The 19,205-nt window shown below is 70.4% G+C and carries 19 protein-coding genes; 14 read left to right on the top strand and 5 right to left on the bottom strand.

Annotated features, from left to right (window positions below):
* Positions 1 to 226 precede the first annotated feature (226 nt).
* Positions 227 to 1,564 carry a replicative DNA helicase gene (gene dnaB, locus EHW97_RS03970; protein ID WP_124235898.1) on the top strand — a complete coding sequence of 446 codons (1,338 nt, stop codon included), beginning with the start codon at positions 227 to 229 and terminating at the stop codon, positions 1,562 to 1,564.
* Between the two features lie 51 nt (positions 1,565 to 1,615).
* On the opposite strand, the gene EHW97_RS15260 is transcribed toward dnaB, so the two are convergent.
* Positions 1,616 to 1,789 (bottom strand): hypothetical protein, encoded by a 174-nt coding sequence (locus tag EHW97_RS15260; protein ID WP_166367381.1) that lies wholly within the window; start codon positions 1,787 to 1,789, stop codon positions 1,616 to 1,618.
* 38 nt (positions 1,790 to 1,827) lie between these two features.
* Between EHW97_RS15260 and EHW97_RS03965 the strand changes: the two genes are divergently transcribed.
* Positions 1,828 to 2,685, top strand: a complete 858-nt coding sequence (locus EHW97_RS03965; RefSeq protein WP_124235859.1) for a GlxA family transcriptional regulator — start codon at positions 1,828 to 1,830, stop codon at positions 2,683 to 2,685.
* On the opposite strand, the gene EHW97_RS03960 is transcribed toward EHW97_RS03965, so the two are convergent.
* A complete protein-coding gene (locus EHW97_RS03960) occupies positions 2,682 to 3,296 on the bottom strand; it encodes a TetR/AcrR family transcriptional regulator (RefSeq protein WP_124235858.1) in 615 nt (204 codons plus the stop codon). The genes EHW97_RS03965 and EHW97_RS03960 overlap by 4 nt on opposite strands.
* 86 nt (positions 3,297 to 3,382) lie before the next feature.
* Here EHW97_RS03960 and EHW97_RS03955 point away from each other — a divergent pair, with 86 nt between their 5' ends.
* From EHW97_RS03955 to EHW97_RS03945, 3 genes are all read left to right on the top strand, one after another.
* Positions 3,383 to 5,719 (top strand): MMPL family transporter, encoded by a 2,337-nt coding sequence (locus tag EHW97_RS03955; RefSeq protein ID WP_124235857.1) that lies wholly within the window; start codon positions 3,383 to 3,385, stop codon positions 5,717 to 5,719.
* A 122-nt stretch (positions 5,720 to 5,841) separates the two neighbouring features.
* Entirely contained in the window at positions 5,842 to 6,474 is a 633-nt protein-coding gene (locus tag EHW97_RS03950) for a LysE family translocator (RefSeq protein ID WP_124235856.1), read from the top strand.
* Between the two features lie 73 nt (positions 6,475 to 6,547).
* Complete coding sequence (locus EHW97_RS03945; RefSeq protein WP_208001864.1) at positions 6,548 to 6,988, top strand: methyltransferase family protein; 441 nt, start codon at positions 6,548 to 6,550, stop codon at positions 6,986 to 6,988.
* 100 nt (positions 6,989 to 7,088) lie between these two features.
* Here the strand turns inward: EHW97_RS03945 and EHW97_RS15940 are convergent, their stop codons facing one another.
* Complete coding sequence (locus EHW97_RS15940) at positions 7,089 to 7,205, bottom strand: LPXTG cell wall anchor domain-containing protein (protein WP_366077192.1); 117 nt, start codon at positions 7,203 to 7,205, stop codon at positions 7,089 to 7,091.
* Here EHW97_RS15940 and EHW97_RS03940 point away from each other — a divergent pair.
* A complete protein-coding gene (locus EHW97_RS03940; RefSeq protein ID WP_424922778.1) occupies positions 7,190 to 7,741 on the top strand; it encodes a DUF7507 domain-containing protein in 552 nt (183 codons plus the stop codon). The genes EHW97_RS15940 and EHW97_RS03940 overlap by 16 nt on opposite strands.
* An 85-nt stretch (positions 7,742 to 7,826) precedes the next feature.
* Here the strand turns inward: EHW97_RS03940 and EHW97_RS15670 are convergent, their stop codons facing one another.
* A complete protein-coding gene (locus EHW97_RS15670; RefSeq protein ID WP_243696295.1) occupies positions 7,827 to 8,609 on the bottom strand; it encodes a LuxR C-terminal-related transcriptional regulator in 783 nt (260 codons plus the stop codon).
* Between the two features lie 81 nt (positions 8,610 to 8,690).
* Between EHW97_RS15670 and EHW97_RS03930 the strand changes: the two genes are divergently transcribed.
* The 5 genes from EHW97_RS03930 to EHW97_RS03910 are packed head-to-tail and all read left to right on the top strand — an operon-like array spanning position 8,691 to position 14,922.
* Entirely contained in the window at positions 8,691 to 10,235 is a 1,545-nt protein-coding gene (locus EHW97_RS03930; RefSeq protein ID WP_124235853.1) for an AMP-binding protein, read from the top strand.
* 49 nt (positions 10,236 to 10,284) lie between these two features.
* On the top strand, positions 10,285 to 12,375 hold the full coding sequence (locus EHW97_RS03925; protein ID WP_124235852.1) for a RecQ family ATP-dependent DNA helicase: 2,091 nt from the start codon (positions 10,285 to 10,287) through the stop codon (positions 12,373 to 12,375).
* A gap of 6 nt (positions 12,376 to 12,381) precedes the next feature.
* Complete coding sequence (locus EHW97_RS03920; RefSeq protein ID WP_124235851.1) at positions 12,382 to 12,927, top strand: hypothetical protein; 546 nt, start codon at positions 12,382 to 12,384, stop codon at positions 12,925 to 12,927.
* Between the two features lie 7 nt (positions 12,928 to 12,934).
* Positions 12,935 to 13,540, top strand: a complete 606-nt coding sequence (locus EHW97_RS03915) for an ABC transporter ATP-binding protein (protein WP_124235850.1) — start codon at positions 12,935 to 12,937, stop codon at positions 13,538 to 13,540.
* The gene (locus tag EHW97_RS03910; protein WP_124235849.1) at positions 13,537 to 14,922 is read left to right on the top strand and encodes a hypothetical protein; all 1,386 of its coding nucleotides are present in this window, start codon (positions 13,537 to 13,539) and stop codon (positions 14,920 to 14,922) included. Before EHW97_RS03915 ends, EHW97_RS03910 begins: the two co-directional genes overlap by 4 nt.
* A gap of 1 nt (position 14,923) precedes the next feature.
* Here the strand turns inward: EHW97_RS03910 and EHW97_RS03905 are convergent, their stop codons facing one another.
* Positions 14,924 to 15,523, bottom strand: coding sequence for a TetR/AcrR family transcriptional regulator (locus EHW97_RS03905; protein WP_124235848.1), 600 nt, complete (start codon positions 15,521 to 15,523; stop codon positions 14,924 to 14,926).
* 91 nt (positions 15,524 to 15,614) lie between these two features.
* Here EHW97_RS03905 and EHW97_RS03900 point away from each other — a divergent pair, with 91 nt between their 5' ends.
* From EHW97_RS03900 to EHW97_RS03890, 3 genes are read left to right on the top strand one after another with little or no spacing between them, the layout of a single operon-like run.
* Entirely contained in the window at positions 15,615 to 17,276 is a 1,662-nt protein-coding gene (locus EHW97_RS03900; protein ID WP_208001863.1) for a class I adenylate-forming enzyme family protein, read from the top strand.
* A 25-nt stretch (positions 17,277 to 17,301) separates the two neighbouring features.
* Positions 17,302 to 18,627 carry an MFS transporter gene (locus EHW97_RS03895; RefSeq protein WP_124235846.1) on the top strand — a complete coding sequence of 442 codons (1,326 nt, stop codon included), beginning with the start codon at positions 17,302 to 17,304 and terminating at the stop codon, positions 18,625 to 18,627.
* Positions 18,624 to 19,097: an LbetaH domain-containing protein gene (locus EHW97_RS03890; RefSeq protein WP_243696294.1), complete on the top strand. Its 474-nt coding sequence runs from the start codon at positions 18,624 to 18,626 to the stop codon at positions 19,095 to 19,097. The genes EHW97_RS03895 and EHW97_RS03890 overlap by 4 nt, the downstream gene beginning before the upstream one ends.
* Positions 19,098 to 19,205: the final 108 nt, after the last annotated feature.

Genomic DNA, 19,205 nt, shown 5'->3' with positions numbered 1-19,205 from the left:
CGTTTCTCCACACATTCGGCCGGGTCGTCCACACCCCCTGTGGACAACGAGCTGGAACCGGGGTGCTCGCGGGGCCTAACGTGGCTCGCCGGAGGGTCGCGCCGAACTGACAGTAGGCATCCGTACGGTAGTCCGCGAGACCACGAGGAGGGAGTCACCGGTGAGCGTCGCCGACCTGTACGAGGAGCCGCAGCCCGAGGGGGCCGGCAGCGTTCCTCCACAGGACATGGCTGCCGAACAGAGCGTGCTCGGCGCGATGCTCATGAGCAAGAACGCGATCGACCCGGCGTCCGACGTCCTCGAGGCCCGCGACTTCTACCGGCCCGCCCACGAGCTCATCTTCGAGACGATCGTCGATCTCGCGAACCGGGGCGAACCGGCCGATGCCATCACCGTCGCCGCCGAGTTGCAACGCCGCGGCGAGATCGCCCGCGTGGGCGGAGCGACGTACCTGCACGACCTCGTGGCCTCGGTGCCGATCGCGGCCAATGTCGACTACTACGCGCAGATCGTCCACGAGAAGGCGGTGCTGCGCCGGCTCGTCGAGGTCGGTCAGCGCATCGCTCAGCTCGGCCACAGCGGCCAAGGCGAGCTGAGCGAGATCGTCGACCGCGCCCAGGCTGAGGTGCTCGACGTCGACGGCTCCACCAAGGGCGAGGACTACAACCTGCTCTCGGCCCTCATGACCGACACGATCGACGAGATCGAGCAGATCCAGAATCGCGACGGCGACGTCTCGGGCGTCCTCAGCGGTTTCCCCGACCTCGATCGCCTCACCACCGGTTTCCGCCCCGGCCAGATGATCGTCGTCGCGGCCCGGCCCGGTGTCGGCAAGTCCACGCTCGGGCTCGACTTCGTGCGTCAGGCCGCGATCCGCGACAACGTCCCGTGCGCCATCTTCTCGTTGGAGATGACGGGTGCCGAGATCGCCATGCGTCTGCTCTCGGCCGAGGCGAAGGTCGCCATCCACCATATGCGCGGTGGCGGCATGTCCAACCGCGACTGGGACGCCATCGGCCGCACCCTGCTGACCGTCCAGTCCGCGCCGATCGTCATCGACGACTCGCCCAACATGACGATGCCCGACATCCGCTCCAAGGCGCGCCGGATCAAGAAGGAGCACGGCCTCGGCCTCATCGTGCTCGACTACCTGCAGCTGATGACCTCGGGCAAGCGCGTCGAGAACCGTCAGGTGGAGGTCTCGGAGTTCAGCCGTCAGATCAAGCTGCTGGCCAAGGAGCTCGAGGTCCCGGTCATCGCGATCAGCCAGCTGAACCGTGGCTCGGAGCAGCGCACCGACAAGACGCCCCAGTTGTCCGACCTGCGTGAGTCCGGCTCGATCGAGCAGGACGCCGACATCGTCATGTTGCTCAACCGACCCGATGCGCACGGCGCTGGCGAGTCCGAGCGGCCGGGCGAGGCCGACATCATCGTGGCCAAGAACCGTTCCGGTCCGGTCAACAAGGTCGCTGTGTCGTTCCAGGGCCACTACTCGCGCTTCACGCCGATGGCTCGTGAGCCCGAGGCTCCCGCGGGCGGCGCCGCGGCGGGCGACTTCTTCTGAGCTACCGCTGCGGCGTCCTCCTGCCGGCCGGCGCCCCTCACTGCGCTGAGGTCAGGAAGCAGCGGCCTTGAGCTGCTCGACGAGCTTGTCGGCGGACTTGCGGTTCTTCTTGCCGTCCAGCAGTGCCTTGGGCCGCTCGGGTGCGGTATCCACGTGCAGTTCCACCTGCGAACCGGAGCCGCTGGGCGTGATCCTCACGCGGCCGTCGAGCTCCCAGCTGAGCATGGGCTTGCGGGTGAGGAACGCGATCTCGAGTCGACTTCATCACGTGTGCCGCCCGCCCGGGCCGCGTGCGAGGGACGAGCGGCTTCGACATCCTCGTCGAGCACTGCCTCGATGCGGCCGAGGGCGCCGATCTGGTTGCCGTGGCGGCGACGCAGGACTACCGCGAGGAACAGCCCGAGATCTCCGAGGCGTTGCGGGCCGCGCGCCGAGCCGGTGCCACGATTCTCGCCTCGTGCTCGGGGGCCTTCGCCCTCGGTCACGCCGGGCTGCTCGACGGCCGCCGCTGCACCACGCACTGGCGCTACGGTGACGAACTCGCCGCCCGGTTCCCCGAAGCCGAGGTCGACGTCTCGGTGCTCTACGTCGAGGACGACAACATCATCACCGGTGCCGGGTCGGCGGCGGGGATCGACGCCAACCTGCACGTGATGCGCCGCGAATTCGGCGCGGCGACCGCAGCGACGGCGGCTCGCCGCATCGTCATGCCACCGCACCGCGGCGGAGGACAGGCCCAGTTCGTCCCCAGCCCCATCCGCGCGGAGGACTGCGAGGCGCTCGGCGACGTGCTGCAGTGGGCGCGCGATCGTCTCGAGCAACCGCTCACCGTGGCCGAGCTCGCGCGCGTTGCGCAGATGTCTGAGCGCACCTTCGCCCGGCGATTCCGCGACGAGACCGGGACGACGCCGCTGCAGTGGCTGACCGCCGAGCGGATCGCCCGCGCCGAGCAGCTGCTCGAGCAGACCCGGCTCTCGGTCGAGGAGATCGCCCGGCGGTGCGGGTTCGGCCACGCCGCGACCCTGCGGCACCACTTCAGCGCGCTGCGAGGCACGAGCCCGGTGGCCTACCGCCGTCAGTTCACCTGCGTGCCCGAGCTGGCGAGCGAGCCGGTCGCCTAGCCCGACATCGGACCGCGGCGTTCCTCCGCGACACCGAACCGTTCGTAATCGTCACGCGTCAGTGGGGGCAGCGGAGGCCCCTCCGGTGTGAGTGATGGCATGACGAGTGCGAGGTACCGTCGCCGCACGGTGGGTGACGAGACCGGCGAGGTGAGCCCGAGCACCAGCATCCGCAGGACCCAGAACAAGTCGACCGGCTCGAGGTCGCGGCGCAGCACGCCCTCCTCCTGGCCGTCGCGAATCAGCTCCAAGAATCGCTCGGCGAGCGTTTCGAGTGCCTCGTCGGTGACTTGCGGAAGCTCGATCGCGGTGAACACCGCTGCGTACCGGCCGATGACGGCGATCAACTGTTCGGCCACGTCGACGAGATCGACCTGATCGGCCGCGGCGGCCCGGTCGATGATCGGCCCGATCTCGTCGTTGAAGATCTGCGTGAACGCAGCGCCTTCCAGTGCGGCCCGATTCGGGAAGTGCCGGTAGAGCGTCGCGATCCCCACGCCCGCGGTTGCGGCGATCTGCTCGAGGGAGGGGGCGCCCTGTCCCTTCCACAGCTGGCGCGTCGCCTCGACGATCCGCTCGGCGTTCGCGCGGCTATCGCGGCGCTGTGACATGACTCTCCTGCCGAAGACGTGAAGGTTCTTGCACCACCATTCTACGATGTGAGAGTTGTCTATCACTTCACCCTGAGGAGACGCTGGTGTCCACGCTCTTGTACCGGCTCGGCAAGTTCGCCTTCGCGCATCCGTTCCGTGTCATCGGGGCCTGGGTCCTGCTGCTCGCCGTGATCGGCGGATCGCTCGCCCTCAACACCCCGCGGATGAGTTCGGAGATGCGCATCAGCGATGTGCCGGCGCAGGACGTGATCGACCAGTTGGCCACCGACCTCCCCGAGGCCGCGGGCGGGCAGGGCGCGATCGTCTTCGAGGCACCCGAGGGCCGGAACTTCTACGACGACCAGCAGGCTGCAGCGGCGCTCGCCGAAGCGGCGATGAACGTGTACGACAACGATTCGGTCGTCGACCCCGCAGAACTGGCCGCGTCGGCCGACCCGCAGGCCGCGGCGGCGCAGGCGGCCGAGCAGGTGCAACAGGTGCAGCAGGCGCTCCAGGCTCGGGAAGCCGGGATGGAACTCGAGCAGCCGCTGCCGCTGGTCGCCGGCACGGGACCGCAGGCACAGCCCGTTCCGGGCATGGTGATCGCGCCCGACGGCTCCGTCGCGATGCTGCAGTTCCAGTTCACCGAGCAGACCTTCGACCTCCCCACCGGCACGATCGACGACGTCCTGGAGGCCGCGGAAGAACCCACGGAAGCGGCCGACATCAGCGTCCTGCCCGGCGGATCGCTGCAGGAGCTTCCCGAGGTCGTCGGCATCGGTGAGGTCATCGGCCTCGGCGTCGCGGCCGTCGTCCTCTTCGTGACCCTCGGATCGCTCGTGGCCGCCGGTCTGCCGCTGCTCACCGCGATCGTCGGTGTCGGCACCGGCGTCGGTGGTGCCTTCGCGCTCGCGCACTTCTACCAGCTCAACTCGATCTCCCTCGTGCTCGGCCTCATGCTCGGCCTCGCGGTGGGAATCGACTACGCCCTCTTCATCGTCAACCGCCAACGGCATCTGGTGATGCGCTCAGGACTGAGCGCCCACGAGGCCGCCGGTCGTGCGGTCGGCACTGCCGGCAGCGCCGTGTTCTTCGCCGGCACCACTGTCGTCATCGCGTTGCTCGCGCTGCTCGTCATCGGCATCAGCTTGCTGGGCAGCATGGCGGTCATCGCGGCCGCGACCGTCGCCATCGCGGTGCTCGTCGCGCTGACACTCCTGCCGGCGCTGCTCGGACTCGTCGGCGAGCGCATCGTGTCCAGCAAGGCGCGCGAGCGGTACTCGGTGAACATGGCCGACGAGAACGATCACAAGACCGCTCGCCGCTGGGCCGGTTTCGTCACCAAGAACCGCTTCGTCGTCGCGCTCGGCGTCGTCGCCATCACCCTCGTCGCCGCGATCCCCGCGCTCGACATGCGCCTCGGCCTGCCGTCGGGCGAGAACTACAACGAGGGCACGGTGCAGCGCGAGAGCTACGAGGCGACGGCCGACGCGTTCGGCGAGGGCTCGAACGGCCCGCTGCTCGTGGTGCTCTCCTCGACCGGCGAGGCACCCGTCGACCAGCAGGCCGTCGGCGCGGTGCTGCAGGACATCAGCGGCAACGAGGACGTCGCCTCGGCGGCGGCCGCGGGGATGAGCGAGGACGGCCGGACCGTCATCGTCTCGGTCGTGCCCGAGGGCGGACCGACCGACCCGAGCACCGAGACGCTCGTCCACGACCTGCGCGACGCCTCGCAGAGCTACGCCGACCAGTACGGCCTCGACCTCGGCATCACCGGTCAGACCGCCATGGGCATCGACATCGCGGAGAAGATGTCCGACGTCATGCCGATCTACCTCGCGATCGTGCTCGTGCTGTCGATCATCGTGCTCACCCTCGTGTTCCGCTCGATCCTCGTGCCGCTCAAGGCCACGGCCGGCTTCCTGCTGACGATTCTCGCCACGCTGGGTGTGACGACCGCGGTGTTCCAGTGGGGGTGGGTCAACCAGCTCTTCGGTCTCGACTCCACCGGTCCGGTCCTCGCGCTCGCCCCGATCCTGGTGACCGGCATCGCCTACGGTCTCGCGATGGACTACCAGGTGTTCCTGGTGTCGTCGATGCGCGAGTCGTGGGTGCACGGCCACCGCGGCACCGACTCGGTCGTCGACGGCTTCTCGCACTCCAGCCGTGTGGTGGTCGCGGCGGCGATCATCATGATCTCGGTGTTCGGCGGGTTCATCTTCAATGGCGACCCGATGATCAAGCAGCTCGGCTTCGCCCTCGCGATCGCCATCGCGATCGACGCCTTCCTGGTCCGCATGACGTTGGTGCCGGCGTTGATGGCGATGTTCGGTGATCGCGCCTGGCGTCTTCCGCGGTGGCTCGACCGGCTGCTGCCCGACCTCGACGTCGAGGGCGACAAGCTCCTTCAGCGCCTCGGCGAGAAGCAGTCCCAGCAGTGATGACGAGACTGCCCCCGCTCGGCCTTCCGAGCGGGGGCAGTCCCGCTTCCTGGCGGCGACGCCTGGGCGACGGTGCGCACGATCCGGTGACGCCGCAGGGATGAGCGGCGTATCGTCGGCGCATGATCCCGGTCGACAACCTGCTGGCGTTCGCGCTCGCCTCGGTGCTCCTCATCGTGATCCCCGGGCCGAGTGTCCTCTTCGTCGTCGGGCGTTCCCTGGCCTACGGGCGGCGGGCCGCCGTGCTCAGCGTCGTCGGCAACGCCCTGGGCACCGTGCCCGCGGTCGTCGCGGTGGCGTGCGGGGTCGGCGCCGTCGTCGCCTCGTCCGTCGTCGCCTTCACGATCATCAAGATCGCCGGAGCGGTGTATCTGGTGTGGCTCGGCATCCAGGCGATCCGTTCGCGCGAGGCTCACCTGCCGTCGGTGGAGCGAGCGCCCGCGTCCGACTGGGCGTTGCTCCGACAGGGGATGATCGTCGGCCTGACCAACCCGAAGATCATCGCGTTCTTCGTGGCCGTCCTTCCGCAGTTCGTCGAACCGTCAGCGGGGCCGGTGTGGGCGCAGTTGTTGCTGCTCGGGCTGGTCTTCCAGGTCATCGCGCTCGTCTGCGACAGCACGTGGGGCCTGGCGGCGGGCACCGCCCGGCTCTGGTTCGCTCGCTCGCCGCATCGCCTCAGCACCCTGTCCGGCGCGGGTGGCGTCATGATGATCGGCCTCGGCGGCACTCTCGCCCTGTCGGGCTCGAAGAGCTGAGCACCCTCCGGCGCCCCGCCGCGGCCGGCCTCCCGGACTACCGTGAAGGCACCCCTACCGATAGAGGTGACTCGTGACTCGACCGATTCCCCCCGCCGCTCTCGCCGCGGGTGCTGCCGCCGCCCAGGCGCTGATGACACGGGGCCGCGCCACCACACGCGGTTCGCGAGTGCTGGGTGCGGCCATCGCCGCACCGTCGGTGTACTTCCTCGCCGGAGCGGTTCAGCGTTTTCGACGCGCCGGTACCACCGTCGACCCGCGCGCCGGGGCTCGCGCCAACTCCCTCGTGACGACCGGCCCGAGCGCCCGATCGCGCCATCCCATGTACGTCGGGATGACCGGCCTTCTCCTCGCTCACGCCGCAGCACGCCGGTCGGCTGCCGCGGTACTTCCGGCGGCAATGTTCGTGGCCTGGGTCGATCGGGTGCAGATCCCGATGGAGGAGGGGCACCTCGCCGACCGGTTCGGGCACGAGTTCGAGGCGTACGCGAGTTCGGTCCGGTGCTGGATCTGACCAGTCAGCGGCTGTCGCCTCGGCCGTCCGCTGCCCCGGAACGGGACTGCCCCCGCTCTCAAGGGGGAGAGAGCGGGGGCAGTCGGTGGGGTGAGGTGGGTTAGACCTCGTTCTCTTCGCGGCGTCGTGCCAGGACCAGGGCGGTCAGGCCGGCGGCGACCAGGAGCGCAGCTCCGAGGCCGACGATCGGTCCGACCGGCGATCCGGTCTTGGGCAGGTCGCCCTTGGCGAGCCAGGCGAACGGGGCGCAGGCGGTCGCCTCGGCCGTCAGGGGTCGGTCAGGTGGCGACCTACTCGTTCGAGGTGCGCAACACCGGCAACGTGACCATCACGGACGCCACCGTGGAGGAGGTCGAGTTCTCCGGTGCCGGGGACCTCTCGCAGGTCACCTGCCCGACCTCGGCCGAGTCTCTGCTCCCGGGTGACTCCGTGGTCTGCACCGCCACCTACACCGTGGTCGCCGAGGATCTCGCCTCCGGCGAGCTGAGCAACACCGCCACGGCCACCGGCGGACTGCCCGGTGGTGGAACGGTCACCTCGGACCCGTCGACGGCATCGGTGGACACCAACCCGCCGGCGCCGGTCCCGGCCCCGGGCGACGACCAGGGCACCGACACCCCGGCCGCGGCGGCGAAGGGTGATCTTCCGGACACCGGCTCGCATGCCGGAGCCATCGTCGCGCTCGGCGCCGCCCTGATGGCCGCCGCCGGATTGACGATGCTCGTCGCGACACGACGCCGCGAAGAGGTCTGACCCACCTCAGCGTCACTGCCCCCGTTCTCCCTCCTCGCGAGGGAGGGCGGGGGCAGCGTCGTCTCGTGGCAGGAGGGGAGGGGGGTCAGGGCAGGAGGCCGGCGCGACGAGCCTGCACGACGACCTCGAAGCGGCTCGACGCATCCAGTTTGGCGAGCAGGCTCTTGACGTGGTCCTTGACCGTGTAGACGCCGATGTCGAGCCTCTCGGCGATGGCGCGGTTGCTCAGGCCGCCGGCCAGCAGCGCGAGGACGTCCTGTTCGCGGCCGGTCAGGTGCACCGGCACGGTGTCATCCGGGGCTTGCTCGGTGAGCAGGTCGGCCGCCCGCAGGACGGCGGACCGCAGTTCCTCGTCGTCGAGCCGGGCGGCGAGCAGCCGCAGCTCGGCGTGCGCGTCACGCGCCTTCGACCGCCAGGTCTGCTCCGCGTCCTCGCTCACGAGCTCCTGCTCCAAGGCGCGAGCCTCGTGCGTCACTGCATCGAGCACGCGGTCCATCTGCGACTGCGCCGTCCGCAGCGCCGCGTACAGCACCGCGACCGGCCGGCGACCGACGATGACCGGGACCGCCGCCATGGCGCGCAGGCCCTCGGCCCGGATGATGGCATCGTATTTGTGGGTGATCAGCGGCGTGCGCACGTAGTCGTGGAACGCCAACGACCGCTGTTGCGCGACCACGCGGCCGCCGAGCCCGTGCCCGAGGTCCAACCGCACTCCGCGCAGCGGACCGACGACGCCCCCGTCGAAGTGACGCAGTGTCACTCCCGCCTCGTGCACCCTGCCGCCGAACGCCAAGCTCACATCGGTCGCGCGGCGCACGCGCGACAGCGCCGCGTCGACGCGCGGCGCGATCGGGTCCGCGGACGTCACCCCCCTCATCGGAGGGTGGCCGGAGGAGTGTGTCACAGAGCACAGTGTGACCGACCCGTCCACGCCGCTCAAGGAGCATCGATGACCACGACCACCGTCGACGCGACGATCGAACGATGGCTCGCCACGTACGACGCACCCGACGCCGACGTCGCCTTCCTCCTGTGCGACCGGCACGACCCGCAGACGGTCGCCTTCACGTTCGTCGCGCCCGACCTCAGCACCCGCGACATGACCTACGGCGAACTCGCGGAGCAGTCCCGTCGCCTCGCCACCGTCCTCGCCGAGCGCGGGGTGCGCGAGGGCGACCGTGTGCCCGTCCTCATGGGCAAACGTCCCGAACTCGTCGTCACGCTCATGGCCATCTGGCGTCTCGGCGCCGTGCACGTGCCGCTGTTCACCGCCTTCGCCACCGGCGCCATCGAGATGCGCGTGGCCGGGGCGAAGGCGCGGCTCGTCGTCACCGAGCCCGACCAGCGCGCCAAGCTCGATCCGATCGAGGGCATCGACGTGGTCGAGACCGGCGCGGAGTTCGACCGGCTCATCGCCGACGCCGAACCGCTCGCCGAGACGGTGGCCGTCGGCGGCGAGGGCATCTTTCTGCAGCTCTACACGAGCGGCACCACCGGCAAGCCGAAGGGCGTCCCGGTGCCGGTCCGCGCGCTGGCCGCCTTCCACTCCTACCTGCACTACGGCCTCGACGTGCGCGAGGACGACGTGTTCTGGAACGCCGCCGACCCCGGCTGGGCGTACGGCCTCTACTACGGCATCGTCGCTCCGCTCGTCGCCGGCCGCCGCAACCTGCTGCTCGCGTCGGGCTTCACGCCCGAGTCCACCGTCGCGGTGCTTCGCGAACTGGGCGTCACCAACTTCGCGGGCGCACCGACCATGTACCGCGCGCTGAGCAAGAGCGGTCTGGTGAGCGGTGTCCGGCTCCGCCGAGCCTCCTCGGCGGGCGAGCCGCTCACGCCTGATGTCGTCGAGTGGGCCGAGGACGCGCTCGGCGTCGAGGTCCGCGACCACTACGGGCAGACCGAGCTGGGCATGGTCATCTGCAACAACTGGCACGAGGACGTCGCGCAGCCGCTCAAGGACGCGTCGATGGGCCAGCCGCTGCCCGGGTATGCCGCCGGCGTGCTCGACGGGCAGATCGCCATCGACGTGCCGGGCAGCCCGTTGCTCTGGTTCACCGGGTACCACGAGGAGCCCGCCAAGTCGGCGGAGCGCTTCACGCCCGACCGCCGCTGGTACCTGTCCGCCGACACCGGCCGCGTGGACGAGGACGGGTACTACTTCTTCACCGCCCGCGACGACGACGTCATCCTGGCGGCGGGCTACCGCATCGGCCCCTTCGATGTCGAAAGCGTGCTGGTGACGCACCCCGCCGTGGTCGACGTCGCCGTGGTCGGACGGCCCGACCCCGAAGGCATCCGCGGTGAGGTCGTCGAGGCGTTCGTGGTCCTCGCCGAGGGCGTGGACGGCAGCGCCGAGCTCGCGCGCGAACTGCAGGAACTCGTGCGGGACGGCTACTCCAAGCATGCGTACCCGCGAGCGGTGCATTTCGTCGAGGCTCTGCCCAAGACGCCGAGCGGCAAGGTTCAGCGTTATCTGCTGCGGCAGGCCTAGCTGTGGACGAGCCGGCCGCGGTGTCGTGAGCACCTGACACGATCGGGGCATGAGCACACACCAGGAGGCCGTCGAGCTTCTGCGCCGGCTGACCGGGCGGCCGGATGCGCAGTTCCACGAGGGGCAGTTCGAGGCGGTCAGCGCGCTCGTCGACGACCGTCGTCGCGCCCTCGTGGTGCAGCGCACCGGCTGGGGCAAGTCGGCGGTCTACTTCGTCGCCACGGCGCTGCTCCGCCAGCGCGGGGCGGGGCCCACGGTGCTCATCTCCCCGTTGCTGGCGCTCATGCGTGATCAGGTGGCCGCCGCCGAGCGCGCGGGAGTGCGCGCCGCGGCGATCAACTCGGCCACGGTCGACGAGTGGGAGAGCATCTCCGCCCAGCTCGCCGCCGACGAGATCGACGTCCTGCTGGTGTCGCCCGAACGCCTCAACAACCCGCAGTTCCGTGAGCACCAGCTTCCGGGACTGCTGGCGCGGATGGGCCTGCTCGTCGTCGACGAGGCGCACTGCATCTCCGACTGGGGCCACGACTTCCGGCCCGACTACCGCCGGATCGCCACGGTGCTGGACGAGCTCGATCGCGACATCCCCGTGCTCGCCACGACCGCGACCGCCAACGCCCGCGTCGTCGCCGATGTCGCCGATCAGCTCGGTGACGACGTCCTGACCCTGCGCGGTTCCCTCGCGCGAGCGTCATTGCGGCTCGGCTGCCTGACGCTGCCGTCGGCGCGGGAGCGGTTGGCGTGGCTCGTCGCCCACCTTGGCGACCTGCCCGGCAGCGGCATCGTCTACGCCCTCACCGTCTCCGGCGCCGAGGACACCGCACGGCTGTTGCGCGACGCCGGGCATCCGGTCGCCGCCTACACCGGACGCACCGACCCCGAGGAGCGCGAACGGCTGGAGGCTGCGCTCAAGGGCAACGAGGTCAAGGCGCTCGTGGCCACCAGCGCACTCGGGATGGGCTTCGACAAACCCGACCTCGGTTTCGTCGTCCACCTCGGCGCTCCGTCGTCGCCGGTCGCCTACTACCAGCAGGTGGGCCGAGCCGGGCGCGCCACGGAGCACGCCGACGTACTGCTGCTTCCCGGTCCGGAGGACCCGGACATCTGGCAGTACTTCGCCACGGTCTCGATGCCGGACCCGGAGCGCGTCGAGAAGGTCCTCGCCGAACTGGGCCCCGAGCCGCTGTCGACTCCGGCGCTCGAGGCGCTGGTCGACGTCCGGCGCACACAACTCGAGCTCCTGCTCAAGGTGCTCGACGTCGACGGCGCGGTGCGCCGGGTGCGCGGCGGGTGGGTCTCCACCGGCATGCCGTGGCAGTACGACGCCGACCGCTATGCGCGGATCGCCGCTGCCCGCGAGGCGGAGCAACGGGCGATGCTCACGTACGAGCGCGGCGAGGTCTGCCGGATGGAACTGCTCCAGCGCGAGTTGGACGATCCCACCGCCGCCCCGTGCGGACGTTGCGACGTGTGCGCCGGCCCGTGGTACCCGTCCGACGTGCCCGCGGCCGCGGCGGAGCGGGCGTCGGGACAGTTGCAGCGAGTCGGAGTGCCGATCGAGCCGCGTGGCCAGTGGCCTACGGGCGCGGACCGGCGCGGCCTCGAGGTGCGCGGGCGCATCGCCGTCGACGAGCGGCCCGAATCCGGCAGAGCCGTGGCCCGGCTGACCGATCTGGGGTGGGGCGGCGTCCTGCGCGAGGTGTTCGCCGCGGGTGCCCCCGATGCCCCGATCGACGAGCGGCTGCTCGACGGTGTCGTCGCCACGTTGCGCGACTGGCCCTGGGATCAGCGACCCGTCGGCGTGGTCGCGATGCCGTCTCTGACCCGGCCGCAGCTGGTCGCGAGCACAGCGGCCGCGATCGCCCAGCGTGGACGGCTGCCTCTGCTCGGCACCCTCGACGTCGATCCGAACGTCCCGCACGTCGGCCCCGGCGGCAACAGCGCGTTCCGCCTGGCGTCGGTGTGGAACCGATTCCGCGTGGGTCCGGAGCTCGCCGCCGCGGTCGCGCAAGCGCCCGGTCCGCTGCTGCTCGTCGACGATCTCGTCGACAGCCGATGGACCTTCACGGTCGCCGCCCGGGAGCTGCGACGCGCGGGAGCGCCAGGCGTCCTCCCGTTCGCCCTCGCGTCGGTAGGCTGACCGCCGATGGCGGACCGAGAACAGCTGAAGCCCTTCGGCGGCTGGGACGTGCTGTGGCGCGGTGTGTACGAACACGGCGAGCTCGCGGTGGACGTCGACTTCTTCGACTTCGACGAGAAGATCCGGCTGTACCGTGACGGGCGGCTGATCGACGAGAAGCGGTCGCCCGCCCGGTTCGAGCTCGACGAGGGAGTGCGGGTCGAGGCGGCGATGTCCCTCATGGGCATGAAGTACGTCCGGCTGATCGACCCCGCCGGCGACCGCACGAGGTTCCAGCCGGCCGCGGGCACGGGCGAGGAGCGCCGCGCCCGCTTCGAGCGCTCGCATCCCACCGCGAGCCGGGTCATCGCCGCGCTCGCGTGGACGGTTCTCGTCGCCGCACTCGTCACCCAGATCCCCGAGCTACTGAACCTGCTCGGCCACCTCACGGGGTGGAGCGTCCCCACCTTCGACCTCCCCACCTGGCTCAACACGACGCTCGGCATCGGCGGCCTCCTCGCCGCCCTCGACCGGGCCCTGCGGATGAAGTACAACCCGTGGCTCGACGACTAGGAGCACGATGCTGACCGCCATCGAGGTCACCGCCCGCATCGACGACCAGGTTCTCCTTCCACCCGCCAGCCTCGAGGTCGCCGAGGGTGAGTGCGTCGCGATCACGGGGCCGAACGGTTCGGGCAAGACCACGCTGCTGCGCATCATCACCGGCCGGCTCGCGCCCACCGAAGGGGAGGCGCTGTTGGACGGAGAACCTGTCGACGAACGATCCGCCGCCACCCGCGCGTCGATCGCGGCCCTGCTCGGCGTGCCCGCCATGTACCCCGACCTCACGATCGGCGATCACCTCGAACTCGTGCACGCCACGTGGCAGCTGGAGGCCGCCGACGTCGACGCCGACCTCGATCGCTTCTCCATCGCCGCGCTGCGCGACCGGTTCGTGCATGAGCTGTCGTCGGGGCAGCAGCAGCTCTTCTCGCTCGCGCTGACCTTCGCCCGACCGGCGCGGCTCATCGTCCTCGACGAGCCCGAGCAACGGCTCGACGCACACCGCACAGGCCTGCTCGCCGAGGCGGTGGAGGCCGCCGTCGCCGAGGGGCAGGCCGTCGTGATGGCCTGCCACGACCACGGACTCGTCGAGCGCGCGGCTCAACGACGCGTCGAGCTGTGAGGGCTCCGGACCGGCTCCTTCGCGAGCTTCGCGAGCGGCCCAGCACCAGTGATCGGGCGACCGACATCTACATCGCCGTACTCGCCGTTCTCGTCTTCGTCGTTCCGCTTGCGCGGTGGGCCACGTTGCAGCTGGCACCGGCGATGGCCCGGGACGTGGGCCCCGTCCACGTCGCGATCGTGACCGCAGCGCTCGGCGTCGCCGCCGTCGGTGCGGGCCGCACACGCGGGCCGGTCGCCCCGACGGCCCCGTACGTCGACTGGGTGGTCAGTGGACCCGATGACCTCGCCCGCGTGCTGCGCCCGTTCTGGTGGCGCAGCCTCGGCGGCGTGACCGCGGTGGCGGTCGTCGCCGGCCTCGTGGTCGTGGCGTCCCGCGACACCTGGCCCGACCCGCTCGCCGCGGTCGTCCTCGCCGTCGTCGTCCTCGCGTTCGGCCTCCTCCTCGCGGTGGCCTGGTTGGCCGGTCAGTCCAGATTGCGGCTGTCGGCGCTCGCACTCGCACTGCTGAGTGCGGCCGCCGGCTGGCCCCTTCACGACGCCTGGGCCGGGCTGGGGACGCAGCCGCGGTGGTGGGTGATGGTCGTGCCGGTGGTTGCGGTCGTCGCGATGCTGTCGGCGCGACGCATGGTGGTCGCGCTGCTGCCGTCGCGGCTCCGCACGCAGGCGTTGCGCTGGAGCCAGGTCGAGAGTTTCGCGATCACCGCGGATCTTGCGTCCGCCGCGGACGTGCTTCGTGGCCGGACCCGGCGGGGACGCGGGTGGCGGCCGACGTTCGGCGCACCGGCTCTCGTACGGCGAGACCTGATCGGGTTGCTGCGCTCGCCGGGACGCGCCGCGGCCGGCATCGCCCTGGCGGGCCTGAGCGGTCTGCTGCTGAGTCCGGCCCAGGATGCTCCCACGCCGATCATCGCGATCGCCGCGGTGGCGCTGAGCTACGCGGCCGCCTGCTACCTCAGTGACGGGTTGCGGTTCTCGGCGGCCAACCGCTCCCGGCCGCCGGTCTTCGGACTCACCCCGGCGCGGACGGCGCTGCAGCACCTCGTGGTGCCCACCGTCCTGCTCGTCGTGGTCATCAGCGCCGCCGCAGCCGTCGGGGGAGTAGCGGCGTCAGGGTGCGGGCTGGCGTTGCTGGCCGTGGCCTGCCGGGCCGCGTCGGCGTTCAAGGGTCTGTTGCCGATCGAGTACCTGACGCCCATCGTGACGCCCGTGGGCGAGATGTCGTCGCTGCGCGTGCTGTTCTGGGTCGCCGACGCCTTCCTCGTCTGCGTGCTGGTCGGGGCCACGATCCTGTTCCAGACGGACCTCTGGACCGGTGCGGGCCTCCTGCTCCTGGCGGCGGTCCTCGTCGGCTTCTGGGCCCGCAGTCGCTGGGCGCGCTGACTCAGCCGCGAGCGCCGATCGTCATCCGGGCGATCACCAGGTAGCGGTCCACGAGCTCGTCGGGCGTCAGCGGTCCGTCCATCCGGTACCACTGCGCGACCGAGGTGCACATCGTGACGATGGCGCGGCTCGCCTCGGTGGGATGGGGGGTGCTGAACTCACCGGCGGCGACTCCGGCTTCGATGACCTGGTCCATGAGTCGCTGCTGAGCGTCGCGGCGGGCGATGTGCTCGCGCCGGGCCTCCTCGTCGAGGCTGCGGATCTCGCTGTAGGCGATGAACGCCGGGGCGCGCTCGAAGGCGTGGAACCGCACGAGGCACCCGACGAGGGCGTTGAACTGCGCCAGAGGATCGCTCGCCGCCGCGGCGAGGGCGTCCTCGCTCTGGCGGTACAGCGAGGTCATCGCATGCTTCATGAGGTCCTGCAGCATCTGCTGCTTGGACCGGTAATGGTGGTACAGGCCGGGCACGGACAGGCCGGCGCGCGCGGCGATCACCCGGATCGATGTGCCGTGGTAGCCCTGCTCGACGAAGCACTCCTGGGCGGCCTCGAGGATCGGCGACAGCGGAGTCAGGGCCGACGGGGTCGTGTCGATCGCCATCGTGGTCCACCTCACATTCTGGGCTTGACATAGGTCACATTGCCACACACACTCTAAACCGAGCGATCGCTCGGTCGGAAGAGAGGCAATGGTGGTGAGCGGAACCGAGAAGCCGTGGCTGGCGCTGTACCCGTCGGGGGTCGACGAGGACGTCGAAGCGGAATACGCGACGTTGGTCGAGGCGTGGATTTCGCGCCTGTCCCGGCAGCCGGACGCGCCCGCGCTCGCCTACTTCGACCGGCAGTACTCGGTGCGCGAGACCGACGCGATGGCCGAAGCGCTCGCCAGCGCTCTCGCCGAGCGGGGGGTCGGACGCGGCGACCACGTCGGCGTCTACCTGCAGAACATCCCGCAGTACGCCCTCGTGCTCCTCGCGCTGTGGAAGCTGGGTGCGGCGGCGCTCATCCTCAACCCCATGTACCGCGGCGAGGAGCTGCGCCGCCTGATCGTCGACGCCGAGGCCGTCGGCATCATCTGCGAGGACGACGGCATCGAGGCGGCGACCGACGCCACGGCGGGCACGACCGTGCGATGGGTGATCAGTACGTCCGCGCGCGATCTGCAGTCCCGCGACGACGCCCGGGTGTTCGGCGAGCACCCGCAGCGCCCCGAGCCCGCGCCCGGCGGCGATCTGCTCACCCTCGTCGAGGAGCACCGCGGCCGTACCGTGCCTCCGCTGGACCTCACGTCCGAGGACGTCGCGCTGCTGACCTACACCTCCGGCACGACCGGTCCGCCGAAGGGCGCGATGAACAGCCACGGCGCCGTGTTGCACGTGGCGACGTCGTACGCCCGCTGGACCGACCTGCGCTCCGGTGACGTCGTCTTCGCCATCGCCCCGCTGTTCCACATCACCGGTGCGGTGGTCAACGCGACGATGGCGCTGGTCCACGACACGCTCCTGGTCTTCGCCCACCGGTTCCGCGCCGAGGTCGTGCTGGATGCCTTCGCCGAGTACCAGGTGACGACCACCGTCGGGTCGATCACGGCGTTCAACGCGCTCGCCGAGGTGCCCGGATCGAGCCGTGAGCACTTCGCGAGCCTGCGCGCCCTCTACTCGGGAGGGGCGCCCATCCCGCCGGCCACCGTGCGGCGGTTCGTCGACCGCTTCGGCGTCTACATCCACAACGTCTACGGCATGACGGAGACCAGCTCGGCCGTCATCGGCGTACCCCTCGGAGCGGAGGCGCCCGTGCACGAACCGAGCGGCACCCTGTCGATCGGCGTGCCGCTGCCGGGCCTGACCGCGCGCATCATCGACGCCGAGGGACAGCCGCTCCCGCCGGGGGAGCAGGGCGAGCTCGAGCTCACCGGCCCGCAGCTGATGACCGGCTACTGGCGCAAGCCCGACGTCACCGAGCAGACGATGCCCGGCGGCCGCCTCCGCACCGGCGACGTCGCGATCATGGACGAGCAGGGCTGGGTCTACCTCGTCGACCGGCTCAAGGACCAGATCAACGTGTCCGGGTACAAGGTGTGGCCGCGCGAGGTCGAGGACGCGCTGTACGAGCACCCGGCCGTCCTCGAAGCCGCCGTCGTCGGCCGCCCCGACGAGTACCAGGGCGAGTCCGTGGTGGCGTACGTGTCGCTGGCGGCCGGGCAGTCCGTCGAGCCCGCGACCCTGCGCTCGTTCGTCAAGGAACGGCTCGCCGCGTACAAGGTGCCTCGCGACGTCCACGTCGTCGCGGGGCTTCCCAAAACCGCGACCGGCAAGATCCGCCGCAACGTGCTGCGCGATCGCACCGACGCCTGAGAACCACCCAGCACAAGGAGACGTCATGGCAGGAACGATTGAGCCCGATGCGGTGAGCGCGCCGACGAGCAAGCGGCGTTCGCTCGTCGCCAGCACCGTCGGCAACGTCCTGGAGTGGTACGAGTGGAGCGCCTACGCGGTGTTCGCTCCGTTCATCGCCGCGGTGATGTTCAGTCAGGACGACCCGGTGTCGGCGCTGTTGTCGACCTTCGCGGTGTTCGCCGTCGGCTTCCTGATGCGGCCCCTCGGCGGCATCGTCTTCGGTCGGCTCGCCGACCGCCGCGGACGCAAGTTCGTCCTCATCACGACGATGCTGATGATGGCCGGCGGCAGCTTCGCCATCGGCATCATGCCCACGTACGAGTCCATCGGTGCTCTCGCCTCGCTCCTGCTCCTGCTCGCCCGCATGGTGCAGGGCTTCGCCCACGGCGGCGAGTCCGCGACGGCCAACACCTACGTCGCGGAGATCGCGCCCGCCGACCGTCGCGGCATGTGGGGCAGCATCGTGTTCGTCGCGATTTTCGGCGGTTCGGTGCTGGCGTACACGGTGGGCGGCGCGATCACCGCGTCGATCAGCGAGAGCGCGGTCGGCGAGTGGGGCTGGCGCATCCCGTTCCTCCTCGGCGGCGTCGCGGCGCTCGTGGTTCTCGTGCTGCGGCGCGGCATGGAGGAGAGCGAGGTGTTCACCGACGACACCACCCCGGCGGAGGAGAGTGCTCCCGCCGTCGAGGTTCCGCGGTCGCAGGTCGTGCGCGGCATCCTGCTCGTCATCGCGATGACCAGTGGCATCACGGCCGCCCACTACACGTGGACCTCGTACGTCTCCACCTACGCGATCGCTGAGCAGGGGATGGCGGCCAGTTCCGCCTACTGGATGTCGGTCATCGCTCAGGCGCTCGCCCTGGCCTCCCTCCCGCTGTGGGGGCGGTTCTCCGATCGCATCGGCCGCCGGCCCGTGCTGCTGGCGTTCGCGGTCGCGATGATCGTGCTCCAGTTCCCGCTCATGGGGCTCATCAGTGACAAGCCGTGGACATTGCTCGTGGCGGCGACGCTCGCCCTCGTGGTGGTCGCGATGCCCGGAGCGTTGCTGTCCTCGACGATGTCGGAGGTGTTCCCGACCCGGGTGCGCACGCAGGCCATCGGTTTCGCCTATTCGATCTCGGTCGCCGTGTTCGGCGGCAGCGCGCCGTACCTCAACCAGTTGCTCAACAATCTCGGCATCGGGTGGGCGTCCAGCCTCTACATCGTGGTGCTCTGCGTCGCGACGGGCGTCGCGGTCTGGCTCCTGCCGGAGACCAAGGGGATCGACCTTGCGGCCGCAGGCTCCACGCCTCGCCGGGTTCGCCGTTGATCGAGAAGCCCTCGTCCTCGCGCGACGATGACGAGATGCCCGGCGACCTCCTCATGCGCATCCACAGCCCCGAGTTCACGGCCATGTCCGAGCGGGTGCTGCGGGTCACCGAACTCACCTCGCGACTCAACGTCCTGCCGTTCGACGACGAGGACGCTAAAGCGAAGCTGTTCGAGCAGATCCTCGGTCGGCCGCTCCCGCCGCGGGTGACAATCTATCCGCCGTTCTATACCGATCACGGCCTGCGCCTGGAGCTAGGAGAACGCGTTTTCATCAATCAGGGCTGCACGTTCCTGGACTACGCCGGCATCCGGCTGGGCGACCGGGTCATGGTGGCACCGAAGGTCACGTTCATCACGGTGGGCCATCCCGTCGACACCGAGGATCGCCGCATCTGGCTGACGGGCGGACCGATCGACGTGAGGGAGAACGTGTGGATCGGCGCAGGCGCGACGATCCTCCCGGGGTGAGCATCGGCCGCGACGCGGTGATCGCGGCGGGCGCGGTGGTGGCCGATGACGTTCCGCCGCAGAGCCTCGTGACCGGGAGTAAGGCGACGGTCAGCCGCACATGGTGAG

This window comes from Aeromicrobium camelliae (assembly GCF_003850045.1).
In the GTDB taxonomy this organism is placed as follows: domain Bacteria; phylum Actinomycetota; class Actinomycetes; order Propionibacteriales; family Nocardioidaceae; genus Aeromicrobium; species Aeromicrobium camelliae.
The sequence above is the reverse complement of the archived record's forward strand: the minus strand, read 5'-3'. Positions and strand labels throughout refer to the sequence as shown.

Excerpts from the sequence above, each read along its gene's own strand:
- dnaB (WP_124235898.1), top strand. The coding sequence starts at position 227 with ATGGCTGCCGAACAGAGCGTGCTCGGCGCGATGCTCATGAGCAAGAAC.
- EHW97_RS15260 (WP_166367381.1), bottom strand. The coding sequence starts at position 1,789 with ATGCTCAGCTGGGAGCTCGACGGCCGCGTGAGGATCACGCCCAGCGGC.
- EHW97_RS03960 (WP_124235858.1), bottom strand. The coding sequence starts at position 3,296 with ATGTCACAGCGCCGCGATAGCCGCGCGAACGCCGAGCGGATCGTCGAG.
- EHW97_RS03950 (WP_124235856.1), top strand. The coding sequence starts at position 5,842 with ATGATCCCGGTCGACAACCTGCTGGCGTTCGCGCTCGCCTCGGTGCTC.
- EHW97_RS03930 (WP_124235853.1), top strand. The coding sequence starts at position 8,691 with ATGACCACGACCACCGTCGACGCGACGATCGAACGATGGCTCGCCACG.
- EHW97_RS03925 (WP_124235852.1), top strand. The coding sequence starts at position 10,285 with ATGAGCACACACCAGGAGGCCGTCGAGCTTCTGCGCCGGCTGACCGGG.
- EHW97_RS03920 (WP_124235851.1), top strand. The coding sequence starts at position 12,382 with ATGGCGGACCGAGAACAGCTGAAGCCCTTCGGCGGCTGGGACGTGCTG.
- EHW97_RS03915 (WP_124235850.1), top strand. The coding sequence starts at position 12,935 with ATGCTGACCGCCATCGAGGTCACCGCCCGCATCGACGACCAGGTTCTC.
- EHW97_RS03905 (WP_124235848.1), bottom strand. The coding sequence starts at position 15,523 with ATGGCGATCGACACGACCCCGTCGGCCCTGACTCCGCTGTCGCCGATC.
- EHW97_RS03895 (WP_124235846.1), top strand. The coding sequence starts at position 17,302 with ATGGCAGGAACGATTGAGCCCGATGCGGTGAGCGCGCCGACGAGCAAG.